At 62.4% G+C, this 14,691-nt stretch carries 7 protein-coding genes and 3 pseudogenes; 8 read left to right on the top strand and 2 right to left on the bottom strand.

Features of this window, described 5'->3' with window-relative positions; all coding sequences use genetic code 11:
* Positions 1-598: 598 nt before the first annotated feature.
* The 3 genes and pseudogenes from HV770_RS35025 to HV770_RS35015 form a co-directional block, all read left to right on the top strand.
* Positions 599-1,921 (top strand): annotated as a pseudogene (locus HV770_RS35025) (IS1182 family transposase); the annotation flags it as partial.
* 111 nt (positions 1,922-2,032) lie between these two features.
* Complete coding sequence (locus tag HV770_RS39180) at positions 2,033-2,155, top strand: hypothetical protein (protein ID WP_246291505.1); 123 nt, start codon at positions 2,033-2,035, stop codon at positions 2,153-2,155.
* A 296-nt stretch (positions 2,156-2,451) separates the two neighbouring features.
* Positions 2,452-4,536, top strand: coding sequence for a putative bifunctional diguanylate cyclase/phosphodiesterase (locus tag HV770_RS35015; RefSeq protein ID WP_175166025.1), 2,085 nt, complete (start codon positions 2,452-2,454; stop codon positions 4,534-4,536).
* A 182-nt stretch (positions 4,537-4,718) separates the two neighbouring features.
* Here the strand turns inward: HV770_RS35015 and HV770_RS35010 are convergent.
* Both HV770_RS35010 and HV770_RS35005 read right to left on the bottom strand, forming a co-directional pair.
* A pseudogene (locus HV770_RS35010) lies at positions 4,719-5,115 on the bottom strand (IS30 family transposase); the annotation flags it as partial.
* Between the two features lie 306 nt (positions 5,116-5,421).
* Positions 5,422-5,904 (bottom strand): LysR substrate-binding domain-containing protein, encoded by a 483-nt coding sequence (locus HV770_RS35005; RefSeq protein WP_246291508.1) that lies wholly within the window; start codon positions 5,902-5,904, stop codon positions 5,422-5,424.
* Here HV770_RS35005 and HV770_RS39975 point away from each other — a divergent pair.
* The 5 genes and pseudogenes from HV770_RS39975 to HV770_RS34985 all read left to right on the top strand — a co-directional run bounded on the left by HV770_RS39975 (position 5,899) and on the right by HV770_RS34985 (position 14,468).
* Positions 5,899-6,108 carry a hypothetical protein gene (locus HV770_RS39975; RefSeq protein WP_425497548.1) on the top strand — a complete coding sequence of 70 codons (210 nt, stop codon included), beginning with the start codon at positions 5,899-5,901 and terminating at the stop codon, positions 6,106-6,108. The two genes, HV770_RS35005 and HV770_RS39975, sit on opposite strands and share 6 nt — an antisense overlap.
* Positions 6,105-6,332 (top strand): YadA C-terminal domain-containing protein, encoded by a 228-nt coding sequence (locus tag HV770_RS39970; protein WP_425497547.1) that lies wholly within the window; start codon positions 6,105-6,107, stop codon positions 6,330-6,332. Before HV770_RS39975 ends, HV770_RS39970 begins: the two co-directional genes overlap by 4 nt.
* 905 nt (positions 6,333-7,237) lie before the next feature.
* A pseudogene (locus HV770_RS39965) lies at positions 7,238-8,980 on the top strand (ESPR-type extended signal peptide-containing protein); the annotation flags it as partial.
* Positions 8,981-9,533: 553 nt separating this feature from the next.
* Positions 9,534-13,664, top strand: coding sequence for a YadA-like family protein (locus HV770_RS39960; protein WP_425497546.1), 4,131 nt, complete (start codon positions 9,534-9,536; stop codon positions 13,662-13,664).
* 69 nt (positions 13,665-13,733) lie between these two features.
* Positions 13,734-14,468, top strand: a complete 735-nt coding sequence (locus tag HV770_RS34985; protein WP_246291504.1) for an OmpA family protein — start codon at positions 13,734-13,736, stop codon at positions 14,466-14,468.
* The last annotated feature ends 223 nt before the right edge of the window (positions 14,469-14,691 follow it).

The raw sequence follows: 14,691 nt of genomic DNA, 5'->3' as shown, positions 1-14,691 counted from the left end.
GTTCAGCGTCTCGTCATCGCCGCGACACCCCCAAAGACAGCCAAACGCGCCGACGGGCCAGGTTTCCCCGTCGGATTGCAACTCCGTCGAGTTTCCACACGGCCTGGGTCGACATGAGCCCGGTGGGATTTGAATGAAGTGTAGCCAAGGCTGTGGGCGGCCATCCGTCGCTGTGCGGCCAACTACGGACGTTCGCCGATGCTTTCACGCGGACGTTCGAACGTCGTCCGCACGAGACAATGGACATTTCCCCCGACGTCTTTTCCATTTCACTGTAAAGCAACGTGTCGGAAAGTGCGCCTCGGCCAGGTTCAGTGCGCTAGCTGCCAGCGCAACACAGAGTGCGTTCCTCCCGGCGGCATAGCCCAGATCCCATGCGGGCTGAAATCGTACGTCGGGCCGAAGCTGGACGGCATGCTCATCTGCGCGGTGGTCAGACCTTGAGTGCAAGCGGCAGCGGGCGCAGAACACGCTTCCATGCCGAAGGCCGGGACCGAGGCGCGATGGGTGTCGCACGGGCATACGCCACCGTAAAGGTCGGCCCGTTGCGCGGGGGTAGCGGCGACTCGATCGCCAGTCTGATTGAACGACGCGACATGATCACTTCCTGGATCTGGGTGATCTACGCCGGCATCTCGCGCCGTTCTACAGTCCGATGGGACGGCCATCGATTGATCCAGAGCCCATGATCCGCATGTTGATTGTGGGCTACTGTTTCGGCATCCGGTCAGAGCGCAGGCTATGCGAAGAAGTGCATCTGAATCTGGCGTATCGATGGTTCTGCCGCATGGGCCTGGAGAACGCCGTACCCGAACACTCGACATTCTCCAAGAACCGCCACGGTCGCTTCCGCGATAGCGATGTGCTGCGCCATGTGTTCGAGTCGGTGCTGGGTCGGTGCATGTCCGAAGGGTTCGTAAAGGGTGAAGGATTCGCGATTGACGCGAGCATCATCAGAGCCGACGCGAGTTCTGCACGCGGTGTTCCGGGTTCTGAATCAATCGACTGGGGTTGTGTCACGGGCCAAAGCCGTGCCGTGCGGGAGTATCTGGAAGCATTGGAAGAGGCGAATCCAGCAGGCACCGAAGCGGCGGAGATGACAGAGACATCGACGCCTCCAGAGAGGATATCTCTGACGGATCCCGCCGCGAGCTGGACAGCCGCCAAGGGTGGCTTGCCGTTCTTCGCCTATTCGATTAATTATCTGATTGACCTGCAAGCGGGGATCATCGTTGACGTCGAGGCGACGCCCGCGAACCGTTCCCACGAAGTGGAATCAACCAGGACGATGATTGAGCGCGTCGAGCAGCGGTGCGATCTCAAACCTCGACGTCTGGTGGGCGACACTGCGTATGGCTCAGCGGCGATGCTTGCCTGGATGATCGAAGAGAAGGAAATTGCACCACATGTTCCGCTCTGGGATAAGACGATGCGCAAGGACAATACATTGTCCAGCAGCGAGTTCAAATGGGATGAACTGGCCAATGAATATCGCTGCCCCACCGGGCACGCACTACGCAGTGATCGGCACAAGTTCAGAAATCCGCGCTCGCGAGTCACGAAGGCTGACACGATAATCTATCGGACAAGCCAGTTTGACTGTGAGAACCGTTCGATGAAGGATCGCTGCTGCCCGAATACACCATTCCGCAAGATTGCTCGAATCATCCATGAAGCTGTGCGCGACAAAACGAGACGTATTGCGAACACGCCTGAATACAACCAATCTTGTCGTGAGCGAAAGAAGGTGGAAATGCTCTTCGCCCATCTCAAACGTATCTTGAAACTGGACCGTCTGCGACTGCGCGGTCCAAGCGGTGCCCATGATGGGTTTCTGATGGCAGCAACTGCGCAAAATCTGCGAAGAATGGCCAAGCGGCTAGTGCCAGGAAGCAAGCAGATGAACCAGGCAGTCGCATGACGGGCAACGGGGATCGTTGCCTCGTTCAAGTTTGCCGCTTCGCCGTCACCACAACTCGAAACCGTCGAGGCGCACCGGATCACTGGTGAAGACTGCGTCATCGTTCGGATTGTGGTTGAAGAGATGGCCCAGCTCGAAACCGCAATCGACGCGCTTGCCAGATTCGGGCCCGTGACCACTTCTGTCGTGCTAGCGAGCTATTCGTCGAAGGGGATCCTCAGATCGCAGACTTGACGGGCTGCTTTGTAGAAATCTGGATGACCGCTCGGGGTCGCCTACGCAAGTTCGCCGTGCGACCGGGGCCGGCCAGGTGCGCTCATCTGAAATCGACGCAGAACCCAGCGTCCGGCCGCAGATGGCGCAACGCGCCGGCTAACCGGTCCGATGGCTTTTGCAGACTTTCCCTAAAGTTGCATGCGAACCAGGCCGTTAACGTGACGAACTTGCAGTTCTTTCATTGACGATGTCGTGCCAAGGCGAATCGGAAGGAATCCAGGCAAATCGGAATAACGTCTACGGGGACAACCAAAATGTTTGCTAGCAGCTACAACAGCCTGCTCGTCCTGTTCTCGCTGCTTGTCGCGATTCTGGCCTCGTATACCGCGCTGGACATGGCAGGTCGCATTTCTAGCGCACAGGGACGTGCAGCCCACTGGTGGCTGGCCGGCGGTGCAGTCGCGATGGGCACCGGCATCTGGTCGATGCACTTTATCGGCATGCTGGCATTTAGCTTGCCGATTCCGCTCGGCTATGATCCCGCGATCACCGTGCTCTCGCTTCTGATCGCAATCGCAGCCTCAGCGTTCGCGCTGTGGCTCGTGGGCCGGAACGAGTTGCCGTCATCGCGTTTGTTCTGCGGCGCGTTGCTGATGGGCGCTGGGATCGTCGCCATGCACTATACGGGCATGGCCGCAATGCGCATGGCACCGGGCATCCGGTATATCCCGTCCGTGTTCATTCTGTCCGTCGTCATCGCGATCGTCGCTTCGGGCGCGGCGCTGTGGATTGCATTCAACCTGCGCCGCGTTTCACCGCTGGTTCGGCCATTGCGTGCGGCAGCAGCTGTGGTAATGGGCTTTGCCATTGTCGGGATGCATTACACCGGGATGGCGGCAGCGCAGTTCCCGCTTGCAAGCGTGTGTGGGGCGGCCCGCGATGGGGTGAACGCCGGATGGTTGGCGCTGGTGATCATCGTCGTCACGCTCGCGGTGCTCGCCATCGCGCTGATCATTTCAGTACTTGACCTGCGGTTGGAGTCACGCACGTCCATGTTGGCGATTTCACTCGCCGAGGCCAATCAGGAACTGACCTACCTTGCGCTGCATGACAACCTCACCAAACTGCCTAATCGCTTGTTGCTGGAAGACCGACTCGATCGTGCGATCCAGAGCGCGAATCGCGAGAATAACCGCTTCGCCCTGATGTTCATGGACCTCGATGGATTCAAGACGGTCAACGATGCCTACGGACATCACACTGGCGACCTGTTGCTCGTCGAAGTCGCTGAGCGCATCGGGGCAAACGTCCGGCCACAGGACACGATCGCCCGCATGGGTGGAGACGAATTCGTGCTACTGGCGGGGGTAGCCGAACCGGCGGATGCCGCGACGCTCGCTGACAAAGTTCTGACGGCCATTCAAGAGCCGTTTCAGGTGGCCGGCCGCGTGTTGCGCATCTCGACCAGTATCGGTATTGCGATGTACCCCGGCGATGGCGGCCATCGAGGCGATCTGCTGGCCAATGCCGATGCAGCGATGTATCACGCGAAGTCGCTCGGACGCAACGTCTACTGTTTCTTCGAAGCGTCGATGAATGCCCACGTTCACGAGCAGCTACAGCTCGTGCAGGATCTCCGCTCAGCCCTTGTGCGACACGAACTAATCCTGCAATACCAGCCCAAGTTCACCGCACCCAACGGACCGGTGATCGGCGTAGAAGCTCTGGTGCGCTGGTCGCATCCCACTCGCGGGCTCATTGCACCGGACCTGTTCATCCCTATGGCGGAGAAAACCGGGTTGATCGTGCCAATCGGTGAATGGGTGCTGGACGAGGCCTGCCGGCAGATCAGTGAATGGCGCACAGCAGGCCACTGGGACTGGACCATGGCGGTCAATCTGTCGGCCCTGCAATTTAGCCATGCGAGCCTGATTCAAACGGTGCGGGAAACCCTGGAGCGCTATGCACTGGAGCCACACTGCCTGACGCTCGAGGTCACCGAATCGACGGCGATGCGCGATGCCGATGCAAGCCTGCGAATCCTGCAGCAGCTGCACGACATGGGCGTGCGTATTTCAATCGACGATTTTGGCACGGGCTATTCGAGCCTCCTTTACCTCAAGCGGCTACCGGCCAGCGAACTGAAAATCGACCGCGGGTTTGTCCGTGATCTCACAAGTGACACCGAAGACGCAGCGATTGTTTCCGCAATCGTGGCGCTGGGCCAGACACTCAATCTGAAGATTGTTGCGGAGGGTGTGGAGACGGCGGGGCAGCGAGACTTCCTGACCCGACTTGGTTGCGATTCCCTGCAAGGTTTCCTGCTTGGACGTCCAATGTCTGCAGATGATCTGATGGAAGCGCTATCGCAAGACAATGTCCTGAACGATGCAACGTGAGTTGACTGGCGGCGAGGCTCCACGAGGTTGCCCCTGCTCGGGGAATCATCTTCCGTCGGCAAGGATTCTTCTTCCGGGACAGGGTCGCGGCCGCGAATATCCGCGGTGCCTTTGCTCATTCGCTGACTGGCGTGACTGGCTGTTTTGGGGAAAGACTGAAGGGCCGGTGTGGGGTGGCGGATTCAACCGGTCGATGCAATAGTTTGCTGGAATCGTTCGGCGGGCGTCTCGTAGTCCAGTGTCTTGCTTGGACGCTCGTTCAGCCTTCGTGCCACGGTGTTGAGTTTGGCCTGCGAGTAGACCGACAGATCGATGCCTTTCGAAAAGTACTGTCTTAACAGGCCGTTGGTATTTTCATTCGAGCCGCATTACGAGGGGCTGTTTGGGATCGCAGAAATACACGGCAATGTCGGTGGCAATGGTGAACCGCTTGTGGTCCGCCATCTCTGTTCCCCGATCCCAGGTAAGCGATTTATACAGTTCCTTCGGCAGCTTTCCAGCATGTCTGATGGGCGCATTGACTACTGTTTCGCTGTCCTTGCTGGCGATCTTCACCAGCATCACATAGCGCGTCTGATGGGCGACCACTGCAACCGGAGCTTGTTGGCCACGATATGAGCCAGCTTCCGGTGCTCGACCAGCTTGCAGACTTTCGGGCGCAGCGACCGATCCCATGCCAGCTGGTCGGCCTGGCTGGCCCGATAGCCGGCCGCTAGCCGGTTCAGCTACTCCGCTCCTGAAGCAGTGCCACTATGCGCTGCGCGAGCGGAGATAGGTAAGCACCGGTGCGAAAGACCACACCAATACGTCGGCGCAGGTCGAGTTCATCCGTGCCGATATCCAATGCGCGCAATCCATCGAGACTCTCGAACGATTCAGTGCCTGCTATGCAGAGCATCGTCGTACCGCGCAGCAGATGCAGTAGCGAGGTGCTACGTCATCGGTTTCTACGCGCAGCTTCTGCGGCCCGAGCCCCTGCCGCTCGAAGGCCGCGTCGACTTGCTGTTGCAGCAGAATGTTCGGTCCAGGCAGCAACCAATCCTGATCCGCGAGATCCGCGAGCCGCAGATTGCGCTTGCGATGCAGTGCATGCGTTTCGTCGGCGAGCACGGAAAGCGAGTCGCGAAAGAACTCGACGAAGGTCATGTCGCCTACACTGCGAGTCGGCTCGGGCGCCGCGACCAGACCGAGTTCGCCCGCCATGAGGAGGTCGACCAGATCGCGCGCGAGCCGACGCCGCAGTCGCAGACGCGCGGCCGGGCGTTCGCTCAACAACTGCCGGCACGCGCCCGGTACCAGCGCGTTTGGCACCGTTGGCAAGTAACCGATGCGAAGCACGCCCTGTTCGCCACTTCGGATCGCGTGCATTTCCTTCAGCGCGTCTTCGTATTCGGTCAGGAGCATCAGTTGCAAAATGTCGCCGCTGGTCAAATCAGCGCCACCAGCACGGACGCGGTGAACGGCTCCCAGCTTTTCTCGATTGCTTTGCAGGTTTCGGCGCTTTGGACCGATCTCGCGTCAATCACCAGCGATCAACAGCGTTCGCGACGACGTGCAGAAATACCGCCGTGACGCGAACGCCGGTTCGGCGTCCGCAATCGCCATGGCGAACTTGCCGCAAGCTGTTTTGGCTTGGCGAGAAGGTTGTAGCACTCGCAGCGGGCAACTACGGCGGTCAGTCCGCGATGGCTGTGGGTCTGTCGGTCGCGACGCAAAAGTGGATGATCAAAGGCTCGGTCGCGACGGGCATTTCCGGTCACGGTTCCGTCGGCGCGGGCGTCGGCTACCGCTGGTAAGTAACCTGGGTGCCCGCTACTGCCACCGTTGTATTGTGGCAGCGGGCAGGCGAACAGATTCCTATTCTCTCTACATTAACTGTCCTGCATTTTTAATATGCATTGCCACACGAAATCGAGTTAAAAAAATAGCGAAAAAATTACAGATTTCCATACGGATGTCAGAAGCTCCTAACTCCCCTTCGGAGTGGCAATAAGGTGACCCGTTGCTAATTGCGCAATATCCGGCTATCACCAAAGGCTTTTTGTAGACAAATGAAAAGACCTATGAGAAAGTTCCCGCGAGCACTCAGCTTTCTTTTTGTTACACGACTCAAATAAAAGGGCGACGCCGCATTCCATGCGAATAGCTTGGCGGCCTTCGTCTCACACAGTGCTCAAGACGTTGCGAGAAAGAGAAACGGTGCGTGTAACGGGCGCGACACTAGTTGCCATGCCACGAACCAAGGAAACGTTGCAACAGGCTACCGAGGGGGCAGTAACGATGAGCATCTCAGTCGGAATAGAGTCGGGCGCTGCCTCGGCGAGGAAATCATATCAATCTGACCGGCGATCGGCGCTCCGCCACGCGATCGCCTTTCGTCTGCGTCTGCCCTTCGGACCTTCATAACCCAGACATTCGTCAAACGTCTCAGCGGCCAGCTCGCCGAAAACTGGCTATCTGACCGACCCTCATTCTTTAGTTAGTCATGCGAATCGCGTTGTGGGCGTGGGTATTCGCTCGCGCTCAAGATTCGTGATTCACCGAGGGCGGAAGGAACTTGCCGCAGTTCCAACGCTAAACGAACGTGCGCCGCAACGAGACGGCCTAAACATGATAAATAGGCATCCTGAGTAGATTGGGATGCATGAACACGCGTGTGTTTTGCGAATTTCGAATTTCAATTACCTCGTGAGGCAACGACATGAACAAAGAATATCGGACCATCTGGAACAAGGCGCTGGGCGCCTTCGTAGCCGCGTCGGAGTTGGACGCGTCGCGCGGCAAGGGAAAGTCGGGAGCGGCTGCTTCTATATGCGACGCACGCTGCGGCGAGCAGGGTGCTGCGGCGTCGCATGGTTCGGGATCGCGTGCCGTCACCGTGCTGTTGCTAATGGGTTTCGGGGGATGGGCCGCGCAGGCGCAAGCGCAGGTGAGCTGTTCGGCGGCGCCCTACAACTTCTATAGTGGCAGCACCACGTGCGTGGGCTTTCAATCCACAGCCTCTGGCGGCGGCTCCACTGCGGTAGGTTACGCCGCCAGCAGTACGGGACTTAATGCGTTGTCCTTCGGCTTCCAGGCTATTGCCAATGGTATCAACGCCATTTACGTGGGCGCGCGCACAGCTCCGGGTACCGGCGCAACCGCGCAGTCGGCTATTGGCATCGGTACGGATGTCGCCGCCAGCGGCACGTCGGCCATCGGGATTGGCGTTGACGTTGTCTCGAGCGGCAACGTGTCTACTGCTGTTGGCCCCCTGGCGAAAGCAACTGGAGACAATAGCGTTGCAATGGGTTCGAGTGCCAACGCTGCGGCCTCGGGCGTCGTCGCATTGGGCAGTGGTGCCACAGGCTCCCAGACCAACGGTATAGCCGTTGGCTCGGGGGCCAGTGCCACTGGTGCGAACGCCGTTTATCTGGGCGCGCGCACTGCGGCGGGCACCGGTTCGACCGGAACGGGCTCCATCGCCATCGGGACTGACGTTACCTCTAACGCCAGTTATGCCGCTGCGATTGGCTTCCAGGCTGTGGCAAGCGGACCTGCAGCGGTCGGGGTGGGCTACACCGCCGCGGCCTCCGGGACGCATGCTGTCGCTGTCGGTTTTCAGTCCATCGCCAGCGGACTCAACGCCGTTTATCTCGGACCGCGTTCGGTCGCCGGCACAGGCGCAACGGCGGCGGGTGCGATTGGCGTCGGCACGGACGTGACTGCGACCGGTCCCTCTTCGCTCGCCGCCGGCACATTGTCCAAAGCGACGGCACAGAATGCCGTAGCTTTGGGAGCGGGCGCTGCCGCCTCAGGGCTCAACGCGCTCGGTATGATGAACGGCTCACAAGCCACCGGTGCTAATTCGATAGCGTTGGGGTCATACGATACCGTTGCCGAAGGCGGCGCGCCTACCCCGGCGACGGTGGCAGGCGCCGCGGCGTCGGGCATTCGCGCAATTGCGATCGGCTCCGGCGCGAGCTCGGCGGGTTCCTCGTCCATTGCGATAGGCGATTCGGCGCTCACGGGCGCCAGCACAGATGCCCTCGCCATGGGTACCTCCGCAACGGCAAACGCGGCTAATGCTTCCGCCATCGGCAATGCGGCAAGAGCGCTCGCCGCCTCCACGGTTGCGATCGGCGACGGCAGTACCGTCGCCGCGGCAGCCGGCGCGGGTTCGTTCGCCGGCGGCCATAACTCCCAGGTGCTCGGTGGGACGGGCGCAGTCGCGCTTGGTCAGGCGCAGACCGCGAGCGGCAACGGCGCAGTCGCGATTGGCGATCCGAATACCGCGACCGGCAATGGCGCGGTCGCCGTGGGCGCGAACAATACCGCCACGGGCGACGGCGCGGTAGCGCAGGGCAACGGCAATACCGCCAATGGTCAAGGCGCGGTCGCGCTGGGCAACGCGAGCACCGCGAACGGCGCAAGCGCCCTGGCGTTCGGCGATTCGGCAGTGGCCAACCAGACCCATGCGATTGCACTCGGTGCCGGCGCATCGACCAGCAACGCGAACGACGTCGCGTTGGGCGCGGGCAGTACGACCGCAGCGCCCCATACGGGCACTACTGCGCTTTACGGCGGCACCGCGGCCGGCATCGCGAACGCGGCCAATGGCGTGGTGTCGGTCGGCTCCGCTGGCAAAGAGCGGCAACTGCAGAACGTGGCAGCGGGTGTGATTTCGGCTACCAGCACCGACGCGATCAACGGCTCGCAACTGAACGCGGTTGTCACCGGCGTCAATAGTCTCGGCGCGTCGACGGCTGGCACGTTGGGCGGCGGCGCCAGCTATAGTGCGGCGACCGGCGATATCACCGGCTTTAGCCAGCCGGTCAACACCGTCAGCGCTACCGGAGCCGTAAGCGGACCCAACCCGCAGACGACGGTTGCCGGCGCGTTGACCGCGCTGAATACGAATATCGACAACACCGCCAATATCGCGGTGAAGTACGACGCGGCGGGCGGAACGAAGATCACGCTCGGTGCGACCGGCGGGGCGGGGAGCCGGATCTCCGGTGACCATCACCAACATGGCGCCGGCCGCATTGAACGCGACAAGCACGGACGCGGTGAATGGGTCCCAGCTGTTCGCCACCAACCAGCAGGTGTCGACCAATACCACAGCGATTGCCAACATCAACAATGGCGGCGGGATCAAATATTTCCACACCAATTCGGTATTGGCTGACAGTGTTCCCACTGGCACTGATGCGATCGCGGTGGGACCGGTCGCCAATGCGTACGGTAACGATTCGATCGCCCAAGGCATGAATGCTGTGGCCGGCGTAAACGGCACACCGACCACAGCTAACGACATAGCGTTGGGCAACGGGGCTCAAGCCACGGGTGGCGATTCGATCGCTCAGGGCACCGGGGCAACCGCGAACACGGCCGGCGCCATTGCGATCGGTCAGACGGCAACCGCCACCGGCGGCAAGGCGGTGTCGATCGGCGTAGGCAATACCGCGAGCGGTAATGGCGCGGTTGCTATCGGCGATCCGAACTCGGCGATCGGGACCGGTGCGATAACCATGGGCGCGAACAATACGTCCAACGGCCAGGGCGCTGTGGCGCTCGGCAATGCCAATACCGCGAGCGGCCAGGGCGCCGTCGCGCTGGGCAATGCATCGCAAGCGAACAATGCCGGTTCGGTCGCGTTCGGCGACGCCGCAACGGTGTCGGCCGCGGCGACGCAAGGCGTGGCGATCGGCTCCGGTGCCACGGTTTCCAACGCCGGTGCGGTGGCTCTGGGGGCGGGAAGCACGACTGCCGTCGCGGTGGGGACGCCAGGCGCGACGATCAATGGGATCGCGTACACGTTTGCCGGCACGACGCCGGCGAGCACGGTCAGCGTCGGCAAGGCGGGCGCCGAACGCACCGTGACGAATGTTGCCGCAGGCCAGTTGAACGCTTCGAGTACCGACGCGGTGAACGGCTCGCAGTTGTACGCAACCGATCAGGCGGTCGACGCACTTGCCACGACGGTAACCGCCGACAAGACGCACTACTACAGCGTCAACGACGGCGGCACGCAAGGTGCCAACTATGCCGACGACGGCGCCACCGGCGTCAACGCGCTGGCTGCGGGTGTCGGCGCTCTGGCTTCCGGCGTGAGCAGCACGGCGCTGGGCAATGGTGCGCAGGCGCTGGCGAACAATGCAACCGCATTCGGACTGCAAGCGACGGCTTCGGTTGTCGGCGGCGTGGCGATCGGCTCAGGATCGGTTTCAGATCGCACGGTTCTGCCCGGAGCGGGATCGATCGCCAACGGTTCCCACGCGATTCCGTTCAATACCTCCGATGAGACTTTGCTCGGCGCAGTGTCCGTCGGCAGCAGCACCGCCTACCGGCAGTTGACCAACGTGGCCGACGGCACGCAGGCGCAAGACGCGGTCACCGTCAGGCAACTGGCGGGCGCATTGTCGTCGTTTTCGGTGACCGGCACGAACTATTTTCACGCCAATTCGACAGCGGCCGATTCGCTCGCCGTGGGCGCGGAGTCGATCGCGGTTGGACCGACGACCGTCGTCAATGGCGACAACGGCGTAGGTGTCGGCAACGGAGCGGTGGTCGATGCAACCGCGCCAGGCGGTGTTGCGATCGGCCAGCAATCGCATTCGGCCGCGGCCGACGCAATGGCGCTTGGCAGCGGCGCGATCGCGAGCGGCGCGCAATCGATTGCGCAGGGCGCCAACGCGAATGCCGCGAACCAGGGAGGCGTGGCGGTCGGCTCCGGCGCGCAAAGCAGCGCCACGGACGCCGTAGCGCTTGGTGCCGGTGCCAGCTCGACATTCGCCAATAGCGTGGCCCTGGGCAGCGGTTCAACAACAGCTGTGGCGGTGGCCACGCCGGGCGTCACCATCAACGGCACGGCGTACACCTACGCGGGTACGGCTCCGACCAGTACGGTCAGCGTGGGCAGCGCGGGTCACGAGCGCACGGTGACCAACGTAGCGGCCGGACAGGTGAACGCGGCGAGTACCGACGCGGTAAACGGTTCGCAACTGTACGCAACCGATCAGGCGGTCAGCAGTCTGTCCGCGACGGTAACCGCCAACAAGACGCATTACTACAGCGTCAACGACAACGGTACACAGGGTGCCAACTACGCCGACGACGGCGCCACCGGTATCAATGCGCTTGCGGCCGGCGTAGCCGCCACCGCCGGCGGCGCCAACAGCACGGCGCTGGGCCAGGGCGCGGTGGCCAATGACGCCAACGCGGTGGCGCTGGGCAGCGGCTCGACCACGGCAGCGGCGGTGGCAACGTCCGGCGGCACGATCAACGGCACGGCCTACACGTACGCCGGTACTGCCCCGACCAGCACGGTCAGCGTGGGTAGCGCGGGTCACGAGCGCACGGTGACCAACGTAGCGGCCGGCCAGGTGAACGCGGCGAGTACCGACGCGGTGAACGGTTCGCAGCTTTACGCGACGGATCAGGCGGTCGACAACCTCGCCGGGGTAGTGACGGCCAGCAAGACGCACTACTACAGCGTCAACGACGGCGGCACGCAAGGCGGCAACTACAACAACGACGGCGCCACCGGCGTCAATGCACTGGCGGCGGGCGTGGGGGCAACGGCCGCCGGCGTGAGCAGCTTTGCCGGCGGCAATGGCGCTGCCGCGCAGGCGAACAACGCGCTTGCATTAGGCGCGCTGTCGAGCGCTTCGGTGGCCGGCGGAGTCGCCATCGGCTCGGCATCCGTGTCCGATCGCGCGGTGCTGTCCGGCATCGGTTCGATTGCGAACGGCAGCCATGCGATCCCCTTCAACACATCGGATCAAACCTTGCTCGGCGCCGTGTCTTTCGGCAGCGCGGCCGGCAACACCTATCGCCAGCTGACTAACGTCGCGGACGGCACGCAGGCGCAGGACGCCGTCACGATCAGACAGCTTGCGGGCGCGCTGTCGTCGTTCGCCGTGTCGGGGCAGATGTACTTTCATGCGAACTCGACGGCCGCGGATTCGCTGGCGGTCGGCGCGCAATCGATTGCCGTTGGACCGACGACCGTAGTCAACGGTGACAACGGCGTGGGCATCGGCAACGGCGCCGTCGTCGATGCCACGGCGCCGGGCGGCGTTGCGATCGGCGAGAGCTCGAATGCGGCGCAGGCCGACGCGATCGCGCTCGGCAGCGGCTCGATCGCAAGCGGCGCCCAGTCGATCGCACAAGGGGCGAACGCAAAGGCGGCCAACGCAGGCGGCGTTGCGATCGGCTCGGGGGCGCAAACCAGCGCCATCGATGCAATCGCAATGGGCTCCGGCGCGAGCGCGACGATGGCAAACAGCGTTGCGCTGGGTGCCGGATCGGTGACGACGGTTGGCGCGTTGAGCAACTACATCGCGTATGGATTGAGCAGTCCGCAGTCGTCCGCGGGTGAGCTCAACATCGGCAATCGGCAGATCACCGGTGTCGCGGCCGGCAAGGCCGGTACCGACGCCGTGAACGTCTCGCAACTGGACGCGGTGTCGACCCAATTGACCACGCTGATCAACCAGCGGACCACCAACAACGGCGGCAGCTTCTCGTCCTCGCCGGGCACGCCGACGCCACCGGCCTCCACCGGCTCCAATTCGTCGGCGGGCGGGCAGGGCGCGTCGGCATCGGCATCCAATAGCACGGCGGTCGGCAACAGTTCGCAAGCCAGCGCGACGGGCGCGACCGCTGTCGGGGTCGGCGCGGCCGCGAGCGGCAATAACTCGGTGGCGCTGGGGGCCGGCAGCTCGGACGGAGGCCGCAGCAACGTGGTGTCCGTCGGCTCGCTCAACGACACCCGGCAGGTGGCGAATGTGGCGGCGGGAACGCAAGGGACGGACGCAGTCAACGTCGACCAGCTCAATGCCGGACTGGCGCAAGCCAATGCCTATACCGACCAGCGCGTGGACCAACTGCAATCGGGCATCAACTCGGTCGCGCGGAATGCCTATTCTGGCATCGCCGCGGCAACCGCATTGACGATGATTCCGGAGGTCGACAAGGACAAGACCTTGTCATTTGGCATCGGCACGGCGGGCTTCCGTGGCTATCAGGCTGTGGCGTTGGGCGGAACCGCTCGTCTCACCGAGAACATCAAGATGAAAGCAGGCGTCGGCATGAGTCCCGGCGGCACAACCTTCGGGATGGGCGCGGCCATGCAATGGTAGGGCGCGGACGCCTTCGCTCAAGTGCGGACAACCTGATCGTGCGCCGAACCGGGCGTACGAAAAAACAGTATGGAGAACGTAATGAAGCAGCTTTCTGATTGGAGTTTATCGCTGAGCCTGGTGTTGCTTGCCGGATGTTCGAGTGCCTCGGGGCCGACGTTTAATGCTTATACGGTTACGGCCGCCGACGGTTCCACGCTTCATCAGGTCGAATGTCACGGCATATTCGAGGGACCGGCTACCTGCATGAAGGTCGCCGAGCGGATCTGTCATGGCGAACCGGTTCGCCCGGTGCAGAAAGTCGGGCGCCTGCTGCCGGACAATGACCAGACCGACGTCACGCGGCGGCTTACCTTTGCCTGTGGCGACGCGACGGTTACGCCGGCTGCAGCGGCCTCGCAGCCGGTCGCAGCTGCGGCGCAAACGGTTGATCAGTTCGTGCTGCAAAGCGATGCGCTGTTTGCCTTCGGCAAATCAAGCCGCGCTTCAATGCTGCCGGGCGGAGTGGCCAGTCTCGATCAGGTCATCACGCGTATCAAGCAGCGCAGTGGTGTTCAGTCCATTTCGGTCGTCGGCCATACCGACCGGCTTGGGCCGGACGCAGTCAACCAGCCGCTATCTCTCGCGCGTGCCCAGACGGTGAGGGAGTACATGATCGATCATGGACTGAACGGTGATTCGATTCATGCAACCGGCGTGGGCTCCCGCGATTCGACAACGCAATGTCCGGACGGCGGCAGCAAGTCGCTCATCGCTTGCCTGCAACCGGACCGGCGGGTCTCCATCGAAGTTCGGGCGCAGTGAGATGGCCCAGCGCCGAACGGACTCGCAATGACCGAGCGAACGTCGGCGCTGGGGCGTGCACGCGCGGGCCCGCCAGGGTGCGCAATGCGTCAAGCTTGCGCGCGCGTCTCGCAGCAGTCTGCGCGACGTCGCAAGCCATCCTGCACATGCCCGTCACCATGGTCGTCCGTGGCCCTTCGTTCCTGCGCATGCCGCAGCATCTAGCCTGCGACGATCTGATCGC

This window comes from Paraburkholderia fynbosensis (assembly GCF_902859935.1).
Lineage (GTDB): Bacteria > Pseudomonadota > Gammaproteobacteria > Burkholderiales > Burkholderiaceae > Paraburkholderia > Paraburkholderia fynbosensis.
Note: the sequence above shows the minus strand (reverse complement) of the source record. Positions and strands in the feature narration are given on the sequence as shown.

What these genes read in the sequence shown, in the direction of transcription:
- HV770_RS34985 (WP_246291504.1), top strand. Translation starts at nt 13,734, where the DNA reads ATGGAGAACGTAATGAAGCAGCTTTCTGATTGGAGTTTATCGCTGAGC.
- HV770_RS35005 (WP_246291508.1), bottom strand. Translation starts at nt 5,904, where the DNA reads ATGCACGCGATCCGAAGTGGCGAACAGGGCGTGCTTCGCATCGGTTAC.
- HV770_RS35015 (WP_175166025.1), top strand. Translation starts at nt 2,452, where the DNA reads ATGTTTGCTAGCAGCTACAACAGCCTGCTCGTCCTGTTCTCGCTGCTT.